We start from the raw sequence: 24,230 nt of genomic DNA on the forward strand, positions 1-24,230 counted from the left end.
CCGCAGACGTCTCAACTGCAAAGGGGAAGCCATGACAGCGACGACCGATGGCAGTCCAGGAACGCCAACCCACCGGACACCTTCGGCCAGCAGCGCCTCGGAGCCGGATCCTGTTCCAGCCGGTGACACGGAGGCGGCGGCGCAGCGTGCCGTGCGGCGCGCCGCAGACCATCTCCTGGCACGGCAGCATCCGGACGGATGGTGGAAGGGCGACCTCGAGACGAACGTGACGATGGATGCCGAGGACCTGCTGCTGCGGGAGTTCCTCGGCATCCGTGACGCGCACGTCACCGCGGCGTCGGCCCGCTGGATCCGCTCCCAGCAGCGTGAGGACGGCGCCTGGCCGACCTTCCACGGCGGGCCCGGCGACCTGTCGGCCACCATCGAGGCGTACGTCGCGCTGCGGCTGGCCGGGGACGAGCCTGACCAGGCGCACATGCAGCTGGCCGCCAAGTGGTCCCGCGGCGAGGGGGGAGTGGCCGCGAGCCGGGTCTTCACCCGGATCTGGCTGGCCCTGTTCGGCTGGTGGAGCTGGGACGACCTGCCGGAGATGCCGCCCGAGGTCATCTTCCTGCCCAAGTGGATGCCGCTGAACATCTACTCGTTCGGCTGCTGGGCCCGGCAGACCATCGTGCCGCTCACCGTCGTCGGCGCCCACCGGCCGGTGCGGCCCGCGCCGTTCGGTATCGACGAGCTGCATCTCGACCCGGGCCGGCCCAACCCCAAGCGCCGCCGGAAGTCCATCACCAGCTGGGACGGCGTCTTCCAGCGCCTGGACCAGGTGCTGCACGTCTACCGCCGGTTCAGCCCGCGCATGGTGCGCCGCAGCGCGATGAACGCCTGCGCCCGCTGGATCATCGAGCGGCAGGAGGCCGACGGCTGCTGGGGCGGGATCCAACCGCCGGCCGTCTACTCGGTGATCGCCCTCCACCTGCTCGGATACGACCTGGACCACCCGGTGGTGAAGGCCGGGCTGGACTCGCTGGATCGTTTCGCCGTGTGGCCCGAGGAGGGCGTGCGGATGATCGAGGCGTGCCAGTCCCCGGTCTGGGACACTTGTCTGGCCGCGATCGCGCTCGCCGACGCCGGCGTTCCCGCCGACGACCCCGCGCTGATCAAGGCCGCGGACTGGATGCTCGGCGAGCAGATCACCCGCCCCGGCGACTGGTCCGTGCAGCGCCCGCAACTGGCGCCCGGCGGCTGGGCCTTCGAGTTCCACAACGACAACTACCCGGACATCGACGACACCGCCGAGGTGGTGCTCGCGCTGCGCCGGATCGACCACCCCGACCGGGCCCGGTTGGACTCGGCGATCGACAAGGCGGTGCGCTGGAACGTCGGCATGCAGTCGAGGAACGGCGCATGGGGCGCCTTCGACGCCGACAACACCAGCTCCTTCCCGAACCGGTTGCCCTTCTGCGACTTCGGCGAGGTGATCGACCCGCCGTCGGCCGACGTGACCGCACACGTGGTGGAGATGCTGGCCGCGCTCGGCCTGGAGCACGACGGGCACACCCGGCGCGGCATCGAGTGGCTGCTGTCGGAACAGGAGGACAGCGGCGCCTGGTTCGGCCGCTGGGGCGTCAACTACATCTACGGCACCGGGTCGGCCGTCCCGGCGCTGGCCGCGGCCGGGCTGGGCCCGGAGCACCCGTCGATCCGCCGGGCCGTCGACTGGCTGCACGAGGTGCAGAACGCCGACGGCGGCTGGGGCGAGGACCTGAGGTCGTACTCCGAGCAGGAGTGGGCCGGGCGCGGGCACTCGACGCCCTCGCAGACCGCGTGGGCGCTGATGGCGCTGCTGGCGGCCGGCGAGCGGGACACCGACTCCGTCGAGCGCGGGGTGCGATGGCTGGCCGAGACCCAGCTGCCGGACGGGTCGTGGGACGAGCCGTACTTCACCGGTACCGGTTTCCCGCGCGACTTCTCGATCAACTACCACCTGTACCGGATGGTCTTCCCGCTGACCGCGCTCGGCCGCTACGTGCGCTCCGAGCCCTTCGGCGCCGGCCACCCGGCGGTCCCGGCCGGCGCCGCGGCCACGCCGCCCGCCCCGGGGACGCCGGGCACCGTCTCGCCCACCACCATCGCGAGCACCGGAAAGGGGGCCTAGTTCGTGGGCCGTCCCCGACCCCCGCTGATGGTGGTGTGCGCCCTGCCCATCGAGCGCTTCGCGCTGCGCAGGGGCATCGCCAGAAGCACCGCGGACTTCCCCGTCACCGTGCTGAGAACCGGCATGGGGCCGAAGAACGCGGAACGGGCTGTCGTCCAGGCCCTGCAGGACCCGGCGCTGCACGAAGGGTCCGTCCTGACCACCGGCTTCTGCGCGGGGCTCGCCCCCGGCATGCGGCCGGGAGATGTCGTCGTGTCCGACGACGGGCACGAGAGCGCGACGCTGGCCGCCGCGCTCAAGGCCACTCTCGCGGACAGGGGACTCACCGTGCACACCGGCACGCTGGCGGAATCCGATCACGTCGTGCGGGGCGCCGAGCGCGCCGCACTCGCGGCGACTGGTGCCATCGCCGTGGACATGGAGTCGGCCGCGATGCGCCGCGCCGCCCTCGCCGAGGGCGCGCACCGCATCGCGGCGGCCCGCGTCGTCGTCGACACGCCCGAGTTCGAACTCGTGCGCGTCGGCACGCTCCGCACCGGAGTCATCGCATTCCGCGTGCTCAGAGATCTTGTTCCCGCCTTTCTCGATTGGCACCGCACTACCGTGCTCCCCTGGAGGTGAGCTAGATGGCCATGCCGCTCCGTCAGACCGTCCGCGTCGCGTCGTACCTCTTCGAACAGAAAATGGTCCGGCGTCGCGAAAAGTTCCCGTTGATCGTCGAACTCGAACCGCTCTTCGCCTGCAACCTCAAATGTGAGGGCTGCGGCAAGATCCAGCACCCGGCCGGAGTGCTGAAGCAGCGCATGCCGGTGGCCCAGGCCGTCGGGGCGGTGCTGGAGTCGGGTGCGCCGATGGTCTCCATCGCGGGCGGCGAGCCGTTGATGCACCCCCAGATCGACGAGATCGTCCGCCAGCTGGTGGCCAAGAAGAAGTACGTATTCCTCTGCACCAACGCCCTGCTCATGCGTAAGAAAATGGACAAGTTCACACCGTCCCCTTACTTTGCCTTTACTGTTCATATTGACGGCATGCGTGAGCGGCACGACGAATCCGTGGCGAAGGAGGGCACCTTCGACGAGGCCGTGGCCGCGATCAAGGAGGCCAAGCGCCGCGGCTTCCGGGTGACCACCAACTCCACCTTCTTCAACACCGACACCCCGCAGACCCTCATCGAGGTGCTCAACTTCCTCAACGACGACCTGCAGGTCGACGAGATGATGCTGTCGCCCGCGTACGCGTACGAGAAGGCGCCCGACCAGGACCACTTCCTCGGCGTCGAGCAGACCCGCGAGCTGTTCCGCAAGGCGTTCGGGGACGGCAACCGGAAGAAGTGGCGGCTCAACCACAGCCCGCTCTTCCTGGACTTCCTGGAGGGCAAGGCGGACTTCCCCTGCACTGCCTGGGCGATCCCGAACTACTCGCTCTTCGGCTGGCAGCGCCCCTGCTACCTGATGAGCGACGGCTACGTGCCGACGTACCAGAAGCTGCTCGACGAGACCGACTGGGACAAGTACGGCCGGGGCAAGGACGAGCGCTGCGACAACTGCATGGCCCACTGCGGCTACGAGCCCACGGCCGTGCTGGCGACCATGGGCTCGCTGAAGGAGTCCATCCGCGCCGCCCGGGAGACCGTCGCGTCCAACCGCGCGAAGTGACCTTCCCGTAAGCGGGTACGAGCCATCGGCGACGGCGGCCTTCGCCGTCGCCGATGGCTCGTACCCGCACTGCCACCGGCCGGTCAGCGGCCGGCGAACCACCGCAATCCCCGGCAGGAACGAGGTCCCTGTATGTCGATGCTGGAGAACATCAAAGGCCCCCACGACCTGAAGGCTCTGCCGGACGGCCGGCTCGACGAACTCGCCGCCGACATCCGCCACTTCCTCGTCGAGGCGGTCGCCAGGACCGGTGGCCACCTCGGCCCCAACCTCGGCGTGGTGGAGCTGACGATCGCGCTGCACCGCGTCTTCGACTCACCGGCCGACCGCATCCTGTGGGACACCGGCCACCAGTCCTACGTGCACAAGCTGCTCACCGGCCGGCAGGACTTCTCCAAACTCCGCAGCAAGGGCGGCCTGTCCGGCTACCCCTCCCGCGCCGAGTCCGAGCACGACGTGATCGAGAACAGCCACGCCTCCACCGTGCTCGGCTGGGCCGACGGCCTCGCCAAGGCCAACGAGGTGCGCGGCCGCGACGACCGGGTGGTCGCCGTGATCGGCGACGGCGCGCTGACCGGCGGCATGGCCTGGGAGGCGCTGAACAACATCGCCGCCGCCAAGGACCGCCCGTTGATCATCGTCGTCAACGACAACGAGCGCTCCTACGCCCCCACCATCGGCGGCCTGGCCAGCCACCTCGCCACCCTGCGCACCACCGACGGCTACGAGCGCTTCCTGTCCTGGGGCAAGCAGTTCCTCCAGCAGACCCCGGTGATCGGCCAGCCGCTCTACGAGTCGCTGCACGGCGCCAAGAAGGGCTTCAAGGACGCCTTCGCGCCACAGGGCATGTTCGAGGACCTGGGGCTGAAGTACCTCGGCCCGATCGACGGCCACGACATCGAGGCGGTGGAGTCCGCGCTGCGCCGCGCCCGCCGCTTCCACGGCCCGGTGCTGGTGCACTGCATCACCGAGAAGGGCCGCGGGTACGCCGCCGCCGAGCAGGACGAGGCGGACCACTTCCACACCGTCGGCGCCATGGACCCGCTGACCTGCCTGCCGCTCGCACCCTCCCAAGGACCCTCCTGGACCTCGGTGTTCGGCGAGGAACTGGTCGCGATCGGTGCCGAGCGGCCCGACGTGGTGGCCGTCACCGCGGCCATGCTGCAGCCGGTCGGCCTGGAGCGGTTCGCCGCCGCCTACCCGCACCGCGTCTTCGACGTCGGCATCGCCGAGCAGCACGCGGCGACCTCCGCGGCGGGTCTGGCCACCGGCGGGCTGCACCCCGTCGTCGCGGTGTACGCGACCTTCCTGAACCGGGCCTTCGACCAGGTGCTGATGGACGTCGCGCTGCACCGCTGCGGCGTGACCTTCGTCCTCGACCGGGCCGGGGTCACCGGCGTCGACGGCGCCTCGCACAACGGCATGTGGGACATGTCCGTCCTCCAGGTCGTACCGGGGCTGCGGATCGCGGCGCCCCGCGACGCCGACCAGCTGCGCGCGCAACTGCGCGAGGCGGTCGCCGTGGACGACGCGCCCACCGTCGTCCGCTTCCCGAAGGAGACCGCGGGCGCGCAGGTGCCCGCGGTCGGCCGGGCCGGCGGCGTCGACATCCTGCGCCGGCCCGCCGACGGGCTGGGGCCCGACGTGCTGCTGGTCTCCGTCGGCGCGCTCGCCGGCACCTGCCTGTCCGTCGCGGAGTTGCTGGCCGGGCGCGGCATCGGCGTCACCGTGGTCGACCCGCGCTGGGTGAAGCCGGTCGACCCCGCGCTGCCCGAACTCGCCGCCGCCCACCGCATGGTGGCCGTCGTGGAGGACAACGGCCGTGCCGCGGGCGTCGGTTGCGCGATCGCCCAGGCACTGCGGGACGCGTCCGTCGACGTGCCGCTGCGGGACTTCGGCATCCCCCCGCAGTTCCTGGCGCACGCCAAGCGGAGCGAGGTGCTGGCCGACATCGGGCTGACCCCGGCGGAGATCGCCGGGTCCGTCGGCGCGTCCTTCCTGCGGCTCGCCGCGCGGGACGCACGCGGGGCCGAGCCCGCCGCGGTGCCCGAGCCCGCCGCGGCGTCCGAGCCCGCCGCGGCGTCCGAGCCGGGCGCTGCCGGCGGGACCGTACCCGGTCAGGCCGACCCGACCGGTCCCGACGCCGCGCGCCCGGCGCATACTTCGGGTGGCAGCACCCCCCGCACGCGAGGAGCAGGTGAACGATGACATCGTCCGACCCGACACCGGAGCCGGAGCCCGGCAGCACCGCTCCCGGCGCTCCCGGCGGGCAGCCCAAGGGCTTCGACCTGGGCACGCTGCTCGCGGAGCGGGGCGGTGAGCGGTACGAACTGCACACCAAGCACCTGAACCACCAACTGCCGCGGATGCTGCACACCATCGGCTTCGACAAGTACTACGAGCGGGCCGAGGGCGCGCACTTCTGGGACGCCGAGGGCAACGACTACCTGGACATGCTCGCCGGGTTCGGCGTGATGGGCGTGGGCCGCCACCACCCGGTGGTCCGCAAGGCGCTGCACGACGTGCTGGACGCCGGCCTGCCGGACCTGACCCGGTTCGACTGCCAGCCGCTGCCCGGCCTGCTCGCCGAGAAGCTGCTGGCCCACACCCCGCACCTGGACCGGGTGTTCTTCGGCAACAGCGGCACCGAGGCGGTGGAGACCGCGCTGAAGTTCGCCCGGTACGCCACCGGCAAGCCCCGGGTGCTGTACTGCACCCACTCCTTCCACGGCCTGACCACCGGCTCGCTGTCGGTCAACGGCGAGGAGGGCTTCCAGGACGGCTTCGCGCCGCTGCTGCCGGACACCGAGATCGCCGTGGGCGACCTCGACGCGCTGGAGCGGGAGCTGAAGCGCGGCGACGTGGCGGCACTGATCGTCGAGCCGATCCAGGGACACGGCGTCCACATCCCGCCGACCGGCTACCTGCGGGCCGCGCAGGAACTGCTGCGCCGGCACAAGGCGTTGCTCATCTGCGACGAGGTGCAGACCGGCATCGGCCGCACCGGGGCCTTCTACGCCTATCAGCACGAGGAGGGCGTCGAGCCCGACCTGCTCACCGTGGCGAAGACCCTCTCCGGCGGGTACGTCCCGGTCGGCGCGACCCTCGGGAAGGACTGGATCTTCAAGAAGGTCTACTCCTCCATGGACCGGGTGCTGGTGCACTCCGCCAGTTACGGCTCCAACGCGCAGGCCATGGTCGCGGGCCTGGCCACGCTGGCGGTGGTGGAGGACGAGCAACTGGTGGAGAACTCCCGCCGGATGGGCGACCTGCTGCGCACCCGGCTGGCCGCGCTCGTCGACAGGTACGAGCTGCTCAAGGACGTCCGCGGTCGCGGGTTGATGGTCGCCGTGGAATTCGGCCGGCCCAAGTCGCTGAAGCTGCGCAGCCGTTGGACGATGCTGCAGGCCGCGCGCAAGGGCCTGTTCGCGCAGATGGTGGTCGTGCCGCTGCTCCAGCGGCACCGCATCCTCACGCAGGTCTCCGGGGACCACATTGAGGTCATCAAGCTGATCCCGCCGCTGGTCGTCGACGAGGCGGACGTCGACCGCTTCGTGACCGCGTTCACCGAGGTCATGGACGACGCGCACGGCGGGGGTGGCCTGATGTGGGAGTTCGGGCGGACGCTGGTGAAGCAGGCCGTCGCCAACAGGTAGGGCGGATCCGGGGAGCGGGGGGCGGGATGGCCTGGCGACACGGCAGGGACCGGCGCGGCGACGGGCGCGGCGCCCCGGGCGGGCCGGGCCCCGCCGTTCCGCCGCGCCCCGCCTTCCCGCCGACCGTCGGCGTCCCGCCGCCGGTCCCGCACCCGGCGGCGCCGCGCTCCGGCGGGAACCGGCCGTACGCGCCGCAGGCCGTCGACGCCGCGACGGTCGACGCCGTCAACGCGCTGAGCGCGCGCTGGGCGAGCCGGTTCACCGCGCCGGAGGAGGGCACCGCGTTCGGCGCCGTCGGGCTGTGGCCGCTGCTGGCCTTCCTCGCCGGCGCGGCGCGGGAGGGCGCCGTACGCGACGAACTGGCGGACGCGGTGGGCGTGGGCGCCGACGAGGCGCCCGACCGCGGCCGCGCGGTGATGACGGCGCTGGACGGGCAGCCGGGCCTGTCCACCGCGCTCGGGGTGTGGACCCGGGAACAGGTGCGGCTCCATCAGCAGTGGGTGGCGCGGCTGCCGCCCGGCACGCTGGGGCGGTTGACCGGTGACCCGGCGGCCGACCGGGCCGCGCTCGACGCCTGGGCGGCGCGGCGCACCCGCGGTCTGATCCCCGCGATGCCGGTGGTGTCCGGCCCGGCGGTGATGATGGTGCTGGCGAGCGCCCTGACCGTACGCACCCGCTGGCAGCGGGCGTTCACCCCGTCGCCGCTGCGGGCCGCCTCGGGGCCGTGGGCCGGGCGCACCGACCTGCCCGGGCTCACCCGCTCGGGCCCGGACCTCGACGAGGTACGCGTCGCCGAGGCGCCGGGCGGGCCGCTGACCGTGTACGAGGTCCGCGGTGACAACGGGATCGACGTGCATCTGCTGCTGGGCGCGCCCGACGCCGTTCCGGGCGCCGTGCTCGACGCCGGGGTGCGGGTCCTGGCGGGGGAGTGCGCCACGGTCCCGGGCAGCCGCCTGCCGGCGGGCCGGCCCGGGCCCGGGCTGACGCTCGGCGAGATCGACGCCGCGGAGCCCCTCGACCGGATCCGCCTGGACACGGCGCCCTTCCGGATCGGCGCCGAGCACGACCTGCTGGGGCGGCCGGCGCTGTTCGGGCTGGCGGCGGCGGCCACCGCGGACGAGCGCGGGCACTTCCCCGGCGCGACCGGCTTCCCGCTGGTGATCGGACAGGCCCGGCAGGCGGTGCGGGCGGAGTTCGGTGCGGAGGGGTTCGAGGCCGCGGCGGTCACCGCGCTCGCGATGCCGCCGGGCGGCGCGCCGCCGGCCTCCGCGTACCGCGCGAGGCTCCTCCGAGCCGACCTGACCCGTCCGTTCGGCTTCCTCGCCGTCCGCCGCGCCGACCGGCTCGTCCTCACGGCGGGCTGGGTGCCGGTGCCCGCGCAGGTGTGAGGGCAGCAGCCGGACGGGGCAGGGCCCGCCGGCCCGGTCAGGCGGTCAGCAGGCGCGCCTGGAGGCGGAGGCGGCCGGCCGGGGTGAGGGCGAGGCCCGCCTCCAGGTAGCGGTCGACGGTGCCCCAGCGCTCCTCGATGGTGTCGAACGCGGACCGCAGGTACTCGATCCGGGCCTCGAAGAGCGGGTCGAGCAGTTCCCGCACGGCGGGGTCGATCGCGGTACCTGTGGTCCCGTCGCCGCGCACCACCTTGTAGCGGCGGTGCCGGGCGTTGCTCTCCAGGTAGTCCGCCTCGATCGCGGACCGCTCCACCCCGAGGGCGAGCAGGATGACCGCGATGGAGGTGCCCGCCCGGTCCTTGCCGGCGGCGCAGTGCAGCAGCGCGGGTACGGCCGGCTCCCGGTCCACGGCGCCGTCCGTGGCCCCGTCCAGAGCCTCGCCGAGGGCCCCGTCGACGGTCGCGTCCTGCTCAGCGGGCCCGGCGAGCAGCGCGAGCATGCGGCCGTGCTCGGCGGTGCGCTCGACGATCAGCTTGCGGTAGGAGGCCGCCATCCGCTCCGCCGCCCTGCCGTCGCCGAGCGCGGCCTGGAGGGCGGCCAGATCGCCGTCGCGGACGGTCCGCCAGAAGCCCGCGTTCTGCGCCGGGTCGCTGAGCGGCATGTTGATGCTGCGGGTGCCGGGCAGCACGACGTCCGGCCCCTCCAGCGCGATGTCGTCGCCGTTGCGGAAGTCGAAGATCGTGTGCAGGCCGAGCGAGGCGAGGAAGGCGGTGTCCTGCGCGTCGGCGTGCGCGAGGTGGCCGCTGCGGAAGAGCACTCCCGGCCGCACCCGGCGGCCGTCCGCGGTGGGCAGCCCGCCCACGTCGCGGAAGTTGCGCACCCCGTTCAGCCGGGGTTCCGGGCCGGTCGCGGCGGACTGCCGCACTTCCTGCGTCACCGGTGCTCCTTGTCGTGAGGGGGTCGAGACGGGGGTCGTCGGGTCGTGACGGGGCCGGGGCGGGTTCGCCGGACGTCCGGGTCGCCGGACGCCCCGCACCTCCCGGGCCTCGCCGTGAGCTGCGCGCCTCGCGGACCGTCACCGGTCCCTTGCCGACGATACGGCAGGGCGGGCGGCGTCGTACCGAACGGTAGGTGTCCGTCGGTATTCCCGTCGGCGGCCGGTCCTTCCGGGCGGGACAGGTGGGATGAATCACGTGCCGCCGACCCGTCCTTACGGTCGCGTAGGTCGGCGGCCGAGGAGCAGGATGGACCGACGTGGCGGACCTGATACGGACAGATGACAGCGAAGGAAGCGGCGGGGAACGACCGGCGCCGGACGCGCCCGCGAGCCGGCCGGCGCCCGTGCTCGCGGCGGCCGCGACCGGGTTCGGGTCGTACGCGGCGGTGGGGGACAGCTTCACGGAGGGCGTCGGGGACCCCGGTCCCGGCGAGGCGTTCGTCGGCTGGGCCGACCGGTTGGCGGTGCTGCTCGCCGACCGCCGGGCGCTGGAGACCCCGCCCGGCGACTTCCGTTACGCCAACCTCGCGGTGCGCGGCCGGCTGCTGGACCGGGTGATCGAGGAGCAGGTGCCCCGGGCCGTCTCCCTCGCCCCCGATCTGGTCACCTTCTGCGCGGGCGGCAACGACATCCTGCGCCCGGGCAGCGACCCGGACGTGCTGGCCGAGCGGTTCGAGGGAGCGGTCGCCGAACTGCGCGCGGTGGTCGGCACCGTGATGGTGTGCACCGGCTTCGATACCCGCGGGGTGCCCGTACTCGGCCTGCTGCGCGGCAAGATCGCGACCTACAACGCGCACATCAGGGCGGTCGCCGACCGTTACGGCTGCCCGGTGCTCGACCTGTGGTCGCTGCGGGCGATCCACGACCGGCGGGCCTGGAGCGAGGACCGGCTGCACCTGTCGTCCGCGGGCCACGTGCGGGTCGCGCTGCGCGCCGCCCAGGTGCTCGGCCTCGACACGCCGACCGACCCCGACCTGCCCTGGCCGCCGGAGGCGCCGAGGCCGCCCGCGCAGGTCCGCCGGGACAACCTCCACTGGGCGCGGGAGTACCTGGTGCCGTGGATCGGGCGCCGGCTGCGCGGGGAGTCGTCGGGCGACGACGTGCTGCCCAAGCGGCCGGAGTTGCTGCCGCTGCGGCCGGACGGCCGCACCGCGACGCGCTGAGCGGTCCTACGGCGGGCCGAGCCGCCGCCAGGCGTGGAACGGGTTCCGCTCGCGCGTCCGCGCGCGGGCGGTCCACCCGCGCGGTGCGCCGAGGTTCGTCGCCCGGACGTCAATGGGGCGCGCGGTGCAGGGCCAGTTCGGCCCACACCACGCGCCCCGTACCATCGGCTGCGGGATCGGACCCCCAGGCTGCCGCCAGTACGCTCACCAGCAGCAGACCTCGCCCGCCTTCCTCGTCGGCAGTGGCCGCACACGGCATCGGGTCCCCCTCGCCGCGCCCCTGATCGGTCACTTCGAGCCGCACTGCCGAGCCGACGTCATGCAGTGCGCACGTGATTCTCCGGCTGTCGGTGTGACGGACCGCGTTGGTGAACAACTCGGTCATCACCAGCCCCGCGTCGTCCCTCAACTCGGCGTCCGCGCCCCATTCGCGCAGCCGGGCCCGTATCCGCGCGCGGGCGTCCGACACGGACGCGCACAGCGCGGGCAGCCGGAAGACGTCGTGGCGCGCGGGGGCGCCGACGTCCGCCCGGCTGTCGTGCCGGAAAGCGTGAGTTGAAAGGACCACACCGTAACTATGAGGCCCGCGCTGGACACATGGCAAGGTCCGAACTGTAAATTACAGAATCGACAGAACATGCTGTTGCCGGCGCTGACGTCATGACACACTGCTTGTCAGCCAAGGGACTTGGAGGAAGGCACGTGATGGACCCCCGGCCGGGTGGTGCACCGACGGTCCTGCGCATGGTGCTCGGCAAACGCCTCCAGGACCTGCGGGAGAAGGCCGGCCTCAGCTTCGAGCAGGCCGGCCGCGCTCTCGATGTGACCCACGCCACCATCCGGCGGATGGAAAAGGCCGAAGTCGGGCTGAAGATCCCCTATGTCGAGAAGCTGCTCACCACCTACGGGGTCACCGCGCCCGACGAGATCGGCGGCTTCCTCGCGCTGTGCCGCGAGGCCAACCGCCCCGGCTGGTGGCACAACTTCCGCGACGTGCTGCCCGAGTGGTTCAGCGCCTTCGTCAGCCTCGAGGGCGAGGCGGCCGTCATCCGTGCGTACGAGCCCCACTACGTCCCCGGGCTGCTCCAGGTCCCCAGCTATGCCCAGGCCGTGCTGCGCGCCGGGCTGCCCAACGCCGCCCCCGAGGAGATCGACCGCCTGGTCACCCTCCGGGTCGAACGGCAGGGGCTGCTCGACCGCCCGGACGCGCCGCTGCTGTGGGTGGTGATGGACGAGACGGTGGTGCGCCGCCCGATCGGCGGCCGCGAGGTGATGCGCGAGCAGTTGGGCGCGCTCATCGAGGCGACCGAGGCGCCCAACGTCCGGCTCCAGGTGATCCCCTTCACCGCGGGACCGCATCCGGCCATGTACGGCCCGTTCCACATCTTCCGGTTCCATCTCAAGGAGATCCCGGACATCGCCTACACCGAGAGTCTGGTGGGCGGCGCCTACTTCGACGACCGCGACGACGTGTCCGCCTTCCTCGAAGCCCTCGACCGGATGTGCGCGCAGGCAGCGCCGGCACAGAGCACCAAAGCCATCCTCGATGGCGTGCGCAAGGAGATCTGAACCATGGATCGCGTCACCAACGACAGCATCTACAACGGAATGCCCGCCATGGAGCTGGGCGCGGACGGCTGGCGGAAGCCGTGGAGCGGCGGCAACGGCGGTTCCTGCGTCGAGGCCAAGCGGCTCAACGACGGCCGGGTGGCGCTGCGCCAGTCCACCGATCCGGAGGGACCCGCGCTCATCTACACCAACCACGAGATCACGACGTTCATCCAGGGCGCCAAGTCCGGCGACGCGGACTTCCTGCTCGGATGACCACGAATCACCCGCGGCCGGACCGGACCGACACCCCCGACCAGGTGATCACGAAGCGGAGGACGGCGTGACCGACCAGGGGTTCACCGCCGGGGAGATCGACACCAGCCGGGCGCACCCGGCGCGGATGTACGACTACTACCTCGGCGGCAAGGACAACTACGAGGTGGACCGGCAGGCAGCCGACCGGGTCATCGAGGTCTCCCCGGACGTCGTGCTCGGCGCCCGCGCCAACCGGGACTTCATGCACCGCGCGGTGCGCTTCGTGGCCCAGGGCGGGATCCGGCAGATCATCGACATCGGCACGGGCATCCCGACCTCGCCCAACACCCACGAGATCGCCCAGGCGGTGTCCCCGGACGTCCGCGTCGCCTATATCGACAACGACCCGATCGTCGCCACCCACGCCGGCGCGCACCTGCTCGGCAACGGCAGTACCGGCTTCTTCCTCGCCGACATGCGCGACCCGGAGAAGATCCTCGGCCACCCGACGATCAGCCGGCTGATCGACTTCGACCAGCCGGTGGCGATCATGCTCGTGTCCGTCCTGCACTTCGTCAGCGACGCCGAGGACCCGCGGGGCATCGTCGCCACCCTGCGGGAGGCGATCTGCCCCGGCAGCCGGCTGGTGCTCTCGCACGGCACCGCGGACTTCCACGCCGCGACGGCCGACGAGGTCCAGGGCGCCTACGGCAAGGCCGTCGCCGGGCTGCGGCTGCGTGGCCACGACGAGGTGATGGCCCTGTTCGAGGGCTTCGACCTGGTCGAACCCGGGCTGGTCCAGGCGCCGTTGTGGCGCCCGGACGGGCCGGTGCCCGACGACGCGGAGAGCCGGCGGCGCGGCGTCTACGCGGCGGTCGGCACCAAGCGCTAGACCCCACCGGGGCGGAGCCACCGCTGCCGCCCGGAGGACACCGAGCAGGGGCCCCGCCGGTCACCCGGTCACCCGGTCCGCGTCAGGGGAAGCACGCGACCGGCCATCCGCCCGACGGGGCCCCACATCCGCACGCGCCGGACGGCCGCGCCCGATCGAGGGCACGGCCGTCCGGCGTTGCGCTGCCTGAAGGTGCCGGACTCAGTGGTGGGCCTCGACCTCGACGACCACGTCGTCCATCGACGCCGCGAAGTTCGCGCCCAGCGCCCGCGAGGGGGTCTGGAAGCCCGCTGCCAGTTCCGGCAGCCGCTCCACGATCCGCAGCACCGAGTCCGCCGTCATCCGGTACGGGTTCGGGCCGGTCAGCGTGGCCGCGACCGTGTTGCCCGCCGCATCGGTGGCCTGCCCCCACACCTCGCTGCGGGTGCCGCTCAGCCGGCGCTCGCCCGGCCCGCGCACCAGCCGGGCCACCGTGCCCGCGACCGCGCCGCGCAGCGGACCGAGCCGCAGTGCCCGGGAGGCGGCCACCACCGCCTGCGGCACCGCGGTGTACGTGGTCACGTCGGGAATGCCCGTCGAGTGGTAGGCGGTGCTCACGTCGCCCCACGGGACCGACACCACCGTGCGCGCGCCCGACGGGAAGGCGGCCCGCACCTGGCGGGAGCCCAGCGGCACGCTGCGGATCTCGCCGCCGCTGCGGATCCGACCGCCGTCGGGCGCGCCGCCCTCCATCATGGTCCGCGCGGTACCCGGGCTCGGGCCGCCGCCCGTCATGAACGCCAGGTCGAGCTGCGTCGCGTCCGGCAGCCGGGCCGCCAGCAGCGCCGCCACGCAGTCCGTCGGCACCACGTCGAAACCCGCACCCGGAAGGAGGGTCACCCCGGCCGCCTCGGCGCGCGGGCCGAGCGAGTGCAGCGACTCGAACACGTCGATCTCGCCGGTGATGTCCAGGTACGGCGTCCGCGTCTCCACGCAGGCGTGCGCCATCGGCAGCGCGGTACGGGCGAAGGGCCCGGCGCAGTGCGCGACCGCGGACACGCCGTTCAGCCCGCGACGTATCGTGCTCGGCTCGGAAAGGTCGAACACCCGGTGCTCCAGGCCGAGTTCGGCGGCGAACGGAACCAGCTTCGCGGCGTTGCGACCGGCCAGCACGGGGCGCCGGCCCTGCGCCACGGCACGACGTGCGATCAGGCGACCGGTGTACCCGGTGGCCCCGTACAACAGCCAGGTCATGGAGTGCGATCCTTCCGCGGCGGCGCTACGAGAGCTGACCGGAACCGTACACGCGGGGTCTGTCAGGCCGCTATTCGGTACGCGGCGGGCGGCAGGCGTGCGAGGCTTGGGGTATGAGCGACGCAAAGCAGGTGGCCGCAGCGGCCGCCGACAGCAACCCGCTGGATGCGGAAGAGGCCGCACCGGCCGATCCCGCGGAACCGGAAGGGGAGAGTACGGCGGCGCCCGCCGAGGACGAGGTGAAGCGCAAGTTCCGCGAGGCGCTGGCGCGGAAACAGGGCGGGGGCGGCCGCGGCGGCGCCGCGACGACCGGCCCGGACCAGTCCAAGATCCACGGTGCGCACGGGCGCGCGGGCGGCCCGCGCGAGTTCCGCCGCAAGTCGGGGTAACGCGACCGCCCGGCCGTCCCGTCCCCGCGCGTCGTACCTCGCGGTGGACGGGCGGCCGTCGGCGCGGTGCGCTCTCGCGGGCGGACCGCGGTGCCTCCGCGACCCCGGGCAGGTCACGGCCCTGCGGGCGGCCACGAGGCCGGGCGCCTGGCGGCGGGGCCCCGTTAGAGTCGAGCGGTGACCACGAATCCACTGCTGACCCCGAGCACACTGCCCTACGGCCTGCCGGCGTTCGCCGAGCTGGAGGACGCCCACTACCTTCCGGCGTTCGAGCGGGCCCTCGCGGAGCACTCCGCCGAGATCGAGCGGATCGCGAAGAACCCCGACGCCCCGACCTTCGCGAACACGCTGGAGGCGATGGAGTGTTCGGGCCGCCTGCTGGCGCGGGTGCGGGAGGTGTACGACAACCAGGCCGCCGCGCACCTCACCGAGGGCATCCAGCGGATCGAGGCCGAGGTGAGCGCGAGGCTGGCCGCGCACGAGGACGAGGTGCACCTCAACGCGGCGCTGTACGGGCGGATCAGGGAGCTGTACGAGGCCCGCGACACCCTCGACCTCGACCCGGAGTCGCTGCGGCTGCTGGAGCGCTACCGGACCGGCTTCGTGCGGGCCGGGGCGGAGTTGCCGGAGGAGGGCCGGGTCCGGCTGCGCGGGCTGAACGCGCGGATCGCGGCCGCCAGCACCGAGTTCGGGCAGAACCTGCTGGCCGCCAACAAGGCCGGCGCGCTGGTGCTCGACGACGTCGCGCAGCTGTCCGGGCTGTCCCCGGACGCGGTCGCGGCGGCCGCGGCCAACGCCCGCGAGCTCGGCCACGACGGCGCATGGGTGCTGAGCCTGCGCAACTTCACCAACCAGATCGAACTCGCCTCCCTGGACGACCGCGACGTCCGCCGCCGCTTCCTGGCCGCCGCCACGGACCGTGCGCAGGACACCAACGGGCCGCTCGCGGTCACCCTGGCCACCCTGCGCGCCGAGCGCGCCGCCCTCCTCGGCTACGACAGCCACGCGGCCTACACCGTCGCCGACACCACCGCGGGCAGCACCGAGGCGGTGACCGCGCTGCTGGAGAGCCTGGTGCCGCCCGCCGTGGCCAACGCCCGCCGTGAGGCCGAGGCGCTCGCCGAGACCGCCGGCGGTCCGGTCGAGGCGTGGGACTGGGCGTACTGGTCGGAGAAGGTCCGCAAGGAGCGGCACGCCATCGACCAGGCCGCGCTGCGCCCGTACTTCGAGCTGGAGGCGGTGCTGCGCGACGGCGTCTTCCACGCCGCGCACGAGGTGTACGGCATCACCGTCACCGAGCGGCCTGACCTGGTCGGGTACCACCCCGACGTCCGCGTCTTCGAGGTCTTCGACGCCGACGGCAGCGGGATCGGGCTGTTCCTGATCGACTTCTTCGCGCGGCCCACCAAGCGCGGCGGCGCCTGGATGAACGCGCTGGTCCAGCAGTCCCACCTGCTCGGCGACCGGCCGGTCATCGTCAACAACCACAACATCGGCAAGCCCGCTCCGGGCGAACCCGCGCTGCTGACGTTCAGCCAGGTCGACACGCTCTTCCACGAGTTCGGGCACGCCCTGCACGGGCTCTTCTCCGACGTGCGCTACCCGTTCTTCTCCGGCACCTCGGTGCCGCGCGACTTCGTGGAGTACCCCTCCCAGGTCAACGAGATGTGGTCGACCTGGCCGGAGGTGCTGGCGCGCTACGCCCGCCACCACGAGACCGGCGAGCCGATGCCGGACGACGTGGTGGTCCGGATGCGGGAGGCCGCGCGCTTCGGGGAGGGCTTCGCGACGGTGGAGTACCTGGCCGCCGCGCTGCTGGACTGGGCCTGGCACTCGCTGCCGGCCGGGACGGACCCGGGCGACCCGCTGGAGTTCGAGGCCCGCGCGCTCGCGGCGGCCGGCATCGACCTGCCGGCGGTGCCGCCGCGCTACCGCACCACCTACTTCAGCCACATCTTCGGCAGCGACTACAGCGCCGGCTACTACTCCTACATCTGGAGCGAGGTGCTGGACGCCGACACCGTCGACTGGTTCGACACCCACGGCGGAATGCGGCGCGCCAACGGCGACGTCTTCCGCCGCGAACTGCTGTCCAGGGGCGGCAGCAAGGACCCGATGGAGGCGTTCGCCGCGGTCCGCGGGCGCGCTCCGCGGGTGGAACCGCTGCTCGCCCGGCGCGGGCTGGGATGACGGGCCGGGATGACCCGAGCGCCGCGCGCCCCCGGGCCCGGAGGACCCGGGCCCGGGGGCGCGGGCGCTCAGCAGGCGAGCGCGGGCCCGGGGGACCCGCCGCCCGGCGCTACGCGTCCGCGACCCGGTCCTTCTGAGCCGGGGCGGGCGGCGGCCAGGGGCTCCACCCCGAGGTCGGGGTGACGGCGACCTCACGCCACCACGGGTAGGCGGCCGGCGGGTCGGCCGGCTCGAAGGGCTGGCCGACGAGCGGGGTGACCGCCCGCACGCCGGAGCGGTGGGCGTGGTCGAGGGTGCCCTCGCCCGGGTCGGACCAGGCGTGCGGCGCGAGGTTGAAGGTCCCCCAGTGGATCGGCAGCATGACGCCGTGGGAGCTGCCGCCGGACAGGTCCAGGTGGGTACGGACGCCCTCGGCGGGGGTCATGTGGATGTCGGGCCAGAACTCGCTGTACGCGCCGATCTGGATCATCGTGGCGTCGAACGGGCCGTGCCGCTCGGCGATGTCGGCGAAACCGGGGAAGTAGCCGGTGTCACCGCTGTGGTAGACGCGGTGGGTGCCGTCGGTGACGACCCACGAGGCCCACAGGGTCTGCTGCCGGCCGCGCAGGCCGCGCCCGCAGAAGTGCCGGGCCGGGGTGGCGGTCAGGGTCAGCCCGGCCAGCTCGGTGGACTCGTGCCAGTCCAGCTCGCGCAGCCGCTCCGGCGGCACGCCCCAGTGCTCCAGGTGGGAGCCGACGCCCAGCGGCACCACGAACACCGCGCCGCCGCGGATCAGCGCGACGATCGTCGGCATGTCGAGGTGGTCGTAGTGGTCGTGGGAGATGACCACCGCGTCGATGCCGGTCAGCGACTCGAGGGGCACCGGCGTGGGGTGCACCCGCTTCGGCCCGGCGAACGCGAACGGCGAGCACCGCTCGCCCCAGACCGGGTCGAACAGCACCCGCCGGCCGCCGATCTCGGCGAGTACCGAGGAGTGGCCCATCCACGTCAGCCGCAGACCCGAGGCCGGCGGCCGGGCGAGGTCGGCGAGCGTGGTGGGGTGCAGCGGGACCGGCCCGGCGGGCTTGCGGGACCGCCGCACCTCCTTGCGGAGGTTGGCCGGCAGCGCCTTCATCATGCTGCCGCTGGGCATGGTGCGGGCGCCCACCGGGTTCACGAAGGCGCCGTCCGCGTAGTTGGGGGAAGCGAGGATACGTTCCAGCCGCGCGCCCACGGCGTCCGCGCCGAACGGGGCGGGCCGCAGCTTCACGAGGGGGGACGGCTGTCGGCGGGCGCCGGTCACGGCTCCTCCTGGTGATCGATCGGACGGCGGGGTATCCGCCGCCTCCATTATGCGGGGCCGCCTGGAAACCGCCTCGTGTTCCGGAAGGGCCGGAAGAGGCGGCCGATCATGTGAACGCGACCGAGAGCTGGTCGCGCACCGGCAGGTAGCCGAGCCGCCGGTACAGGTGGTTGCTGACCGGGTTCGCCAGATCCGTGGCGAGCAGGACGTCCCGCGCCCCGGTGTCCAGCGCGGCCCGCGAGACCGCGGCGGTCACCGCCCCCGCGTACCCGCGGCCGCGCAGCTCCGCGGGGGTGTAGACGGCGACGATCCGGAGTGCGCCGTCCTCCGGGGAGGTGTGGCCCGCCATCGCGACCGGCTCGCCGTCGACCTCCCACAGGGTGCGGCCGCCGTAGCCGAGGGCGTCCTCCAGGACGCGCGCGACCCCCGGCGTGCTCTCCCCGATGTCCCGAGCGAACTCCTCGTGCCAGCGCACCAGCAGTCCGAGGTCGTCCCGCCCGGCGACCCGGGCGCGGCCGGGCGGTGCCGGGGTGCGCGGGGTCAGCGTGCCCAACCGGTGCAGCCGCTGCTCGCGTTCGACCCGCAGCCCGGCGCCGGTCCGCTCCTGCCACGCGGCGCCGAACGCGCGCACCGCCTCCGCGTCACCGCGCGCCCCCGCCAGCGGGCCCTCCCACGCGGCGGCGAGCTCGTGCAGGGCGCGCTCCGGACCCCGGGCGAGCAGCGGCGGATACGGCGGCGTGCACAGGAAGGCGGCCGCCACCTCGCCGCCGTCCTCCTCGCGCCACCATCCGAACCGCGGCGCCTGCGGCCCGTACGCGTCCGCACCCCGCCGGCGCAGCGTCCCGGAGACGGTGCGCAGCACGGAGTACTCCACCGGGCGCCGGTCCAGGAAGCCGCCGGCCGCGGTGCCGAACTCCGTCACGGACTCGGTGATCATCCATCCCATCCGCCTATCCTGGCCCACCCTCCGGCGCCCCCGCATCCGGAATTCCCCGCGGTCCGGGCCGACTTGGCGGTGCCGGTCGACGCGCCGGACCGACGTGCGCGGCCCTCCTGACGCGGTCCTCCCGACGCGGCCGGTTCTCCACGGCCGGTCCGGTCATCCCTGGGCCCGGCCGCCGAACTCCGTGCCGAACTGCGTGCCGAACTCCGTGCCGGAGCCGTCCTCGGAGGCGTCGTCGGGTACGTCGCCCGGTATCGCCCCGGACAGCTCGTCCAGCACCATCTCCTCCAGCCGCTCCAGCGTCTGCTCCATGCTGCCGATCCACACCTGCCCGTCGCGCATCCCGGCCCGCTCGTCCGCGGGGGCGCGCGAGCAGTCGTAGGACTCGGTGACGAGGGTGCTCGCGGGGCCGGTGGGGGTGAGGGAGTAGGTCCAGCGGTGGCCCCACCGGGCGCCGGACGCGTCGTGGTCGGGATGGCCGCGGCCGGCCTCCGGCTCCCAGGCGATGCGGCGGTCCTGCTCGAACTCGACCACGTGGTTGTTCATCTCGTAGTGGCCGTGCGGCGCGTGGTACATGCCCATCACGAAGACGTCGCCGACGCGGGCGACGGCCGTCTCGGTGACCGCGCCGCGCAGCATGCCGGAACCGTCGAGATCGGTGTGCCGGGCAGGGTTGGCCAGGACGCGGAAGAGGGCGGCGGCCGGCGCGGGGATCAGCCGCGACACGGCCACCGGCTCGTACGAGGACTCGTCGGTCATCATGTGCACCTCCTGCTCCCGCAGGGTAGGGGCCGGCACCGACAACGGGTCCTGGCGGCGCCCCGCTACGCGGTGGACCGGCCGAGGTAGGTCAGCGGCCCGGGGTCCGCCACCGGGATCTCGTGGAAGCCGAGCCGGTCGTAGAAGGCGCGGGCCGGGGTGTTGGTGGTGAGCATGCCCAGGTGCACCGCGGGGACGCCCTTCGCCGCGAGCGCGGCCAGGTACGCGGTCATCAGGGCGCGGCCGTGCCCGGACCGCTGGGCGCGCGGGAGCAGGTCGAGATGCAGGTGGGCCGGGTAGGTGGCGAGGTCCGGGAGCACCATCCGCTCGGGGGTGTGCAGCAGCAGGGTCATCAGCTCGGTGGCGGTGGCCGGTTCGGCCGCGGATCCGTCGGGCGGCGCGGGCCACCTGCCGGCCACGGTCGGCAGCCACTCGGCGCGGAACCGCTTCACGAACGCGGCGGTGTCCGCGGCGCCCAGGATGTAGCCGACCGGCTGCCCGTCGCCCTCGTCGACGACGAAGGCGAGGTCCGGTTCGAGCACCGCGTACGGCGCGGCGAAGATCGCGCCGACCAGGTCGCGGTCGAGCTCCGCGTAGGAGGCGGTGGCGTCCGCTCCGCCGTCAGCGGTGCGCAGGCATATGTCGTACAGCGCGGGCAGGTCGGCGGGGCGGTACGGGCGGACGGTGCCGGTCACGGCTGCTCCGGTGCGTCGAGGTCGGTGGTGGGCCCTTCGCCGGGGCCGGCGAAGGGGTCCGGCCCGAACGGGGGCCGCGGGGCGGACGGCCACCCCGAGCCGATCGCTCCGGGGCGGTCCCGGCCGGCGCGCAGGGCGGTAAAGGTGAAGGAGAACGTCGCCGGGGCGGCGGCCAGCCGGAAGTCCGGCAGCACCTCGGGCCCGCAGGCGTGGCTGCCCACCCCGTGCAGCCCGTGGTCCAGGTGCAGCCACACCGCCTCCCCGCGGGTCAACTCGTGGGTGTGCTCGGCCGCGTCGAGTTCCTCGGTGCTCCACGGCCGTGCGGTGAACCAGAACGGCGGCACCCCCGACACCCGCAGTCCTGCGCCGTCGGAGCGGCGCAGTTCCGCCCACCGCACGTCCGCCCGGGCGCCGTTCTCCTGCGGGCGCACGTAGGGCGTCTGGAGGCCGTCGACGGTGGAGCGGTACCGGCCCAGCCGGGACGCCTGCCGGGTGTCGGGATACGCCTCGCCGGGCCCGCCGCCGTACCACTCCACGGCCTCCAGCATGGGGCTCAGCCCCAGCCGTATGCCGAGCCGGGGCAGCGGCAGCGTCCACGGCCCCTCCGGGGTGACGTCGACGGTGAGGTCGAGCCGGTCACCGGTGGCCGCCCAGCTGTAGACCGCGCGCAGCCCCAGGTCCGAGGCAGCCGGGGCGACCCGGGTGGTGACGGTCAGCGTGTCGCCGCCGACGGAGACCTGGTCGATCCGGTGCCGCATCCGGTCCAGGCCGGCCTCGCGCCAGAGGTGTTCGAGCCGCCCCTGCGGATGCCATCGCGTGCCGCGGTCGTTGTCGATCGGCGCGCGCCACACGTCCAGCCGCGGGCCGTGCACCACCGCGCCGTCCAGGTAGCGCAGCGTGCCGTCGGCCGCGTCGAACGTGCCCGGACCGAGCACGATCATCCCGCCCTCGACCCGCCGCGGGCTGTGCGGCGCACCCGGCAACGCCCGTGTCCACGCGGTCGATCGGGGCACCTCGAACTGCGCCCACGCCACCTCGTGGCCGGACGGCGCCCAGGCGGTGTCCTCCGCGAGCACCGCACGCACCGTCCAGCAGGCATCCCCGGCCCGCACGATCCGCGGCATCCGCGGCAACTCCACCTCGACGGTGCGACCGGGCGCCACCGCGGGCAGCTCCAGCCGCCCCTCGTCCCTCGGTTCGCCCTCCACCTCGTAGCTCCACCGGAAGGACAGCCCCGAAAGGTCCACGAAGTCATGGCGGTTGGTGATCGCCAGCAGGCCGCGCGCCAGGTCGGCGGCGAAGCCGACCGGCTGGACCACCTTCTTGTACTCGACCAAACCGGGGGAGGGGGTCCGGTCCGGGAACAGCAGCCCGTCGCAGACGAAGTTGCCGTCGTGCAGCTCCTCGCCGAAGTCCCCGCCGTACGCGAAGTAGCTGCGCCCGTCCGCGGTCCGGCGGCGCAGGCCCTGGTCGATCCACTCCCACACGAAGCCGCCCTGGCAGCGCTCGTAGGTCTCGAAGATCCGCTGGTACTCGCTGAGTCCGCCCGGGCCGTTGCCCATCGCGTGGGCGTACTCGCACAGCAGGAACGGCATCGCCCGGCGGCGCGCGTCCGCCGCCGCGTCCGGCAGGGGTGCCTCGGCGCGGCGCCCGATCGCCTCGCTCTCCGCGTGGTCGGCGTACATCCGCGAGTAGACGTCCACGTCCGCGCAGGACAGGTCTCCCTCGTAGTGGATCGGGCGGGCCGGGTCCCGGTGCCTGATCCAGCCGGCCATCGCGGACAGGCCGCGCCCGGTGCCGCACTCGTTGCCCAGCGACCACATCACCACCGACGGGTGGTTCTTGTCGCGCTCCACCATCCGCGCGGCCCGGTCCAGCAGCGCGGGCGTCCACCGCTCGTCGTCCACCGGGTTGCGCCGCCACCCCACCTCCTCGAAGCCGTGCGTCTCCAGGTCGCACTCGTCGATCACCCACACGCCCAGCTCGTCGCACAGGTCCAGGAAGGCCGGGTGCGGCGGATAGTGGCTGGTGCGCACCGCGTTGACGTTGTGCCGCTTCATCAGCAGCAGGTCCCGGCGCATCGTCTCCAGGTCCACCGCCCTGCCGTGGTCCGGGTCGAACTCGTGCCGGTTCACCCCCCGGAACAGCACGCGCCGCCCGTTCACCTTCAGCACGCCGTCCTCGACGCCCACCGTGCGGAAGCCGATCCGCAGCGGGACCCGTTCGCCCTCGGTGGCCAGCTCCGCGTCGTACAGCCGGGGTATCTCCGCCGACCAGGGCTCCACCGGCACCCGCACGGTCTCGCCGGTCTCGATGTCCAGGCCCAACTCCGGTACGGTCACGGTCCCTTGCGGCTCGCAGTCGACACGCAACGACCCGGTGCCGGTCAGGTGGTCGTAGTCGCAGTGCACGAAGAAGTCGGTGACCGCGCCCTCGGGCCGCTCGATCAGCGTGACCTCGCGGAAGATCCCCGGCAGCCACCACATGTCCTGGTCCTCCAGGTAGCTGCCCGACGACCACTGGTGCACCCGCACCGCCAGGACGTTCCCGCGCGGCCGCAGCAGGTCGCCGACCTCGAACTCCACCGGCAGCCGGCTCCCCTTGAAGGTGCCCAGCTCCTCGCCGTTGAGCCAGACCCGGGCGCAGGAGTCCACCCCGTCGAAGCGCAGCACCGCGGCGCCGCCCGGCCAGTCGCCCGGCAGGTCGAACCCCCGCAGGTGGTCCCCGGTCGGATTCTCCGTGGGCACCCGCGGCGGGTCGATCGGAAAGGGGTAGCGGATGTTGGTGTACGCGGGCCTGCCGTGGCCCTGCAGCGGCCAGTGCGACGGCACCGGCAGCACGTCCCAGCGCGAGGCGTCGAACCCCGGCCGGGCGAACGAGTCGTCCTGCTCCCGCGCCGTCGCCGACAACCGGAACCGCCAGGCCCCGCCCAGGCTCACCCTGCGCGCGTCGGACACACCCGTCCACGCCCGGGGCGGGAGCGCTCCCGTCCCGGGCCCCATGTCCTCGTAATACGGAAGCGGCCCGGACGGCGCCTCGTCCATGGTGGTGCTCCTTGCGTCCCCGTTG

At 73.5% G+C, this 24,230-nt stretch carries 20 protein-coding genes; 12 read left to right on the forward strand and 8 right to left on the reverse strand.

Annotation, left to right across the window (positions count from 1 at the left end; all coding sequences use genetic code 11):
* Nucleotides 1-31 precede the first annotated feature (31 nt).
* The 6 genes from shc to C4U44_RS09615 all read left to right on the forward strand — a co-directional run bounded on the left by shc (nucleotide 32) and on the right by C4U44_RS09615 (nucleotide 8,812).
* A complete protein-coding gene (gene shc, locus C4U44_RS09590) occupies nucleotides 32-2,113 on the forward strand; it encodes a squalene--hopene cyclase (RefSeq protein WP_103885223.1) in 2,082 nt (693 codons plus the stop codon).
* A gap of 27 nt (nucleotides 2,114-2,140) precedes the next feature.
* Nucleotides 2,141-2,734: a phosphorylase family protein gene (locus tag C4U44_RS09595; RefSeq protein ID WP_103885224.1), complete on the forward strand. Its 594-nt coding sequence runs from the start codon at nucleotides 2,141-2,143 to the stop codon at nucleotides 2,732-2,734.
* A gap of 5 nt (nucleotides 2,735-2,739) precedes the next feature.
* Nucleotides 2,740-3,768, forward strand: a complete 1,029-nt coding sequence (gene hpnH / locus C4U44_RS09600; RefSeq protein WP_103885225.1) for an adenosyl-hopene transferase HpnH — start codon at nucleotides 2,740-2,742, stop codon at nucleotides 3,766-3,768.
* A 132-nt stretch (nucleotides 3,769-3,900) separates the two neighbouring features.
* Nucleotides 3,901-5,976 (forward strand): 1-deoxy-D-xylulose-5-phosphate synthase, encoded by a 2,076-nt coding sequence (gene dxs, locus C4U44_RS09605; RefSeq protein WP_103885226.1) that lies wholly within the window; start codon nucleotides 3,901-3,903, stop codon nucleotides 5,974-5,976.
* Nucleotides 5,973-7,424, forward strand: a complete 1,452-nt coding sequence (locus C4U44_RS09610; protein WP_103885227.1) for an aspartate aminotransferase family protein — start codon at nucleotides 5,973-5,975, stop codon at nucleotides 7,422-7,424. Before dxs ends, C4U44_RS09610 begins: the two co-directional genes overlap by 4 nt.
* A gap of 26 nt (nucleotides 7,425-7,450) precedes the next feature.
* Nucleotides 7,451-8,812, forward strand: a complete 1,362-nt coding sequence (locus C4U44_RS09615) for a serpin family protein (protein WP_107503980.1) — start codon at nucleotides 7,451-7,453, stop codon at nucleotides 8,810-8,812.
* A gap of 37 nt (nucleotides 8,813-8,849) precedes the next feature.
* Here C4U44_RS09615 and C4U44_RS09620 read toward each other — a convergent pair whose 3' ends face one another.
* Nucleotides 8,850-9,749, reverse strand: a complete 900-nt coding sequence (locus C4U44_RS09620; RefSeq protein ID WP_103885228.1) for a tyrosine-protein phosphatase — start codon at nucleotides 9,747-9,749, stop codon at nucleotides 8,850-8,852.
* Between the two features lie 404 nt (nucleotides 9,750-10,153).
* On the opposite strand from C4U44_RS09620, the gene C4U44_RS09625 reads away from it, so the two are divergent.
* A complete protein-coding gene (locus C4U44_RS09625) occupies nucleotides 10,154-10,972 on the forward strand; it encodes an SGNH/GDSL hydrolase family protein (protein WP_103885327.1) in 819 nt (272 codons plus the stop codon).
* Nucleotides 10,973-11,081: 109 nt separating this feature from the next.
* Here C4U44_RS09625 and C4U44_RS09630 read toward each other — a convergent pair whose 3' ends face one another.
* Nucleotides 11,082-11,540: an ATP-binding protein gene (locus C4U44_RS09630; RefSeq protein ID WP_235031929.1), complete on the reverse strand. Its 459-nt coding sequence runs from the start codon at nucleotides 11,538-11,540 to the stop codon at nucleotides 11,082-11,084.
* A gap of 176 nt (nucleotides 11,541-11,716) precedes the next feature.
* Here C4U44_RS09630 and C4U44_RS09635 point away from each other — a divergent pair, with 176 nt between their 5' ends.
* From C4U44_RS09635 to C4U44_RS09645, 3 genes are all read left to right on the forward strand, one after another.
* Complete coding sequence (locus C4U44_RS09635) at nucleotides 11,717-12,541, forward strand: helix-turn-helix domain-containing protein (protein WP_200823188.1); 825 nt, start codon at nucleotides 11,717-11,719, stop codon at nucleotides 12,539-12,541.
* A 3-nt stretch (nucleotides 12,542-12,544) separates the two neighbouring features.
* Nucleotides 12,545-12,796 carry a DUF397 domain-containing protein gene (locus tag C4U44_RS09640; protein WP_103885230.1) on the forward strand — a complete coding sequence of 84 codons (252 nt, stop codon included), beginning with the start codon at nucleotides 12,545-12,547 and terminating at the stop codon, nucleotides 12,794-12,796.
* 67 nt (nucleotides 12,797-12,863) lie between these two features.
* Nucleotides 12,864-13,670, forward strand: coding sequence for an SAM-dependent methyltransferase (locus C4U44_RS09645; RefSeq protein WP_103885231.1), 807 nt, complete (start codon nucleotides 12,864-12,866; stop codon nucleotides 13,668-13,670).
* A gap of 201 nt (nucleotides 13,671-13,871) precedes the next feature.
* On the opposite strand, the gene C4U44_RS09650 is transcribed toward C4U44_RS09645, so the two are convergent.
* A complete protein-coding gene (locus C4U44_RS09650; protein ID WP_103885232.1) occupies nucleotides 13,872-14,903 on the reverse strand; it encodes a saccharopine dehydrogenase family protein in 1,032 nt (343 codons plus the stop codon).
* A 113-nt stretch (nucleotides 14,904-15,016) separates the two neighbouring features.
* Between C4U44_RS09650 and C4U44_RS09655 the strand changes: the two genes are divergently transcribed.
* Entirely contained in the window at nucleotides 15,017-15,292 is a 276-nt protein-coding gene (locus C4U44_RS09655; protein ID WP_103885233.1) for a DUF5302 domain-containing protein, read from the forward strand.
* 177 nt (nucleotides 15,293-15,469) lie between these two features.
* A complete protein-coding gene (locus C4U44_RS09660) occupies nucleotides 15,470-17,482 on the forward strand; it encodes a M3 family metallopeptidase (RefSeq protein WP_103885234.1) in 2,013 nt (670 codons plus the stop codon).
* A 109-nt stretch (nucleotides 17,483-17,591) separates the two neighbouring features.
* Here the strand turns inward: C4U44_RS09660 and C4U44_RS09665 are convergent, their stop codons facing one another.
* The 5 genes from C4U44_RS09665 to C4U44_RS09685 form a co-directional block, all read right to left on the reverse strand.
* Nucleotides 17,592-18,764 carry an MBL fold metallo-hydrolase gene (locus C4U44_RS09665; protein ID WP_103885235.1) on the reverse strand — a complete coding sequence of 391 codons (1,173 nt, stop codon included), beginning with the start codon at nucleotides 18,762-18,764 and terminating at the stop codon, nucleotides 17,592-17,594.
* Between the two features lie 106 nt (nucleotides 18,765-18,870).
* Entirely contained in the window at nucleotides 18,871-19,710 is an 840-nt protein-coding gene (locus C4U44_RS09670; RefSeq protein WP_103885236.1) for a GNAT family N-acetyltransferase, read from the reverse strand.
* Between the two features lie 153 nt (nucleotides 19,711-19,863).
* Nucleotides 19,864-20,505, reverse strand: coding sequence for an SRPBCC family protein (locus tag C4U44_RS09675; RefSeq protein ID WP_160145002.1), 642 nt, complete (start codon nucleotides 20,503-20,505; stop codon nucleotides 19,864-19,866).
* 26 nt (nucleotides 20,506-20,531) lie between these two features.
* A complete protein-coding gene (locus C4U44_RS09680; protein ID WP_103885238.1) occupies nucleotides 20,532-21,161 on the reverse strand; it encodes a GNAT family N-acetyltransferase in 630 nt (209 codons plus the stop codon).
* Entirely contained in the window at nucleotides 21,158-24,205 is a 3,048-nt protein-coding gene (locus C4U44_RS09685) for a glycoside hydrolase family 2 TIM barrel-domain containing protein (protein WP_103885239.1), read from the reverse strand. The genes C4U44_RS09680 and C4U44_RS09685 overlap by 4 nt, the downstream gene beginning before the upstream one ends.
* Between the last annotated feature and the right edge of the window lie 25 nt (nucleotides 24,206-24,230).

It is taken from the genome of Actinacidiphila yanglinensis (assembly GCF_900107965.1).
GTDB lineage: Bacteria > Actinomycetota > Actinomycetes > Streptomycetales > Streptomycetaceae > Actinacidiphila > Actinacidiphila yanglinensis.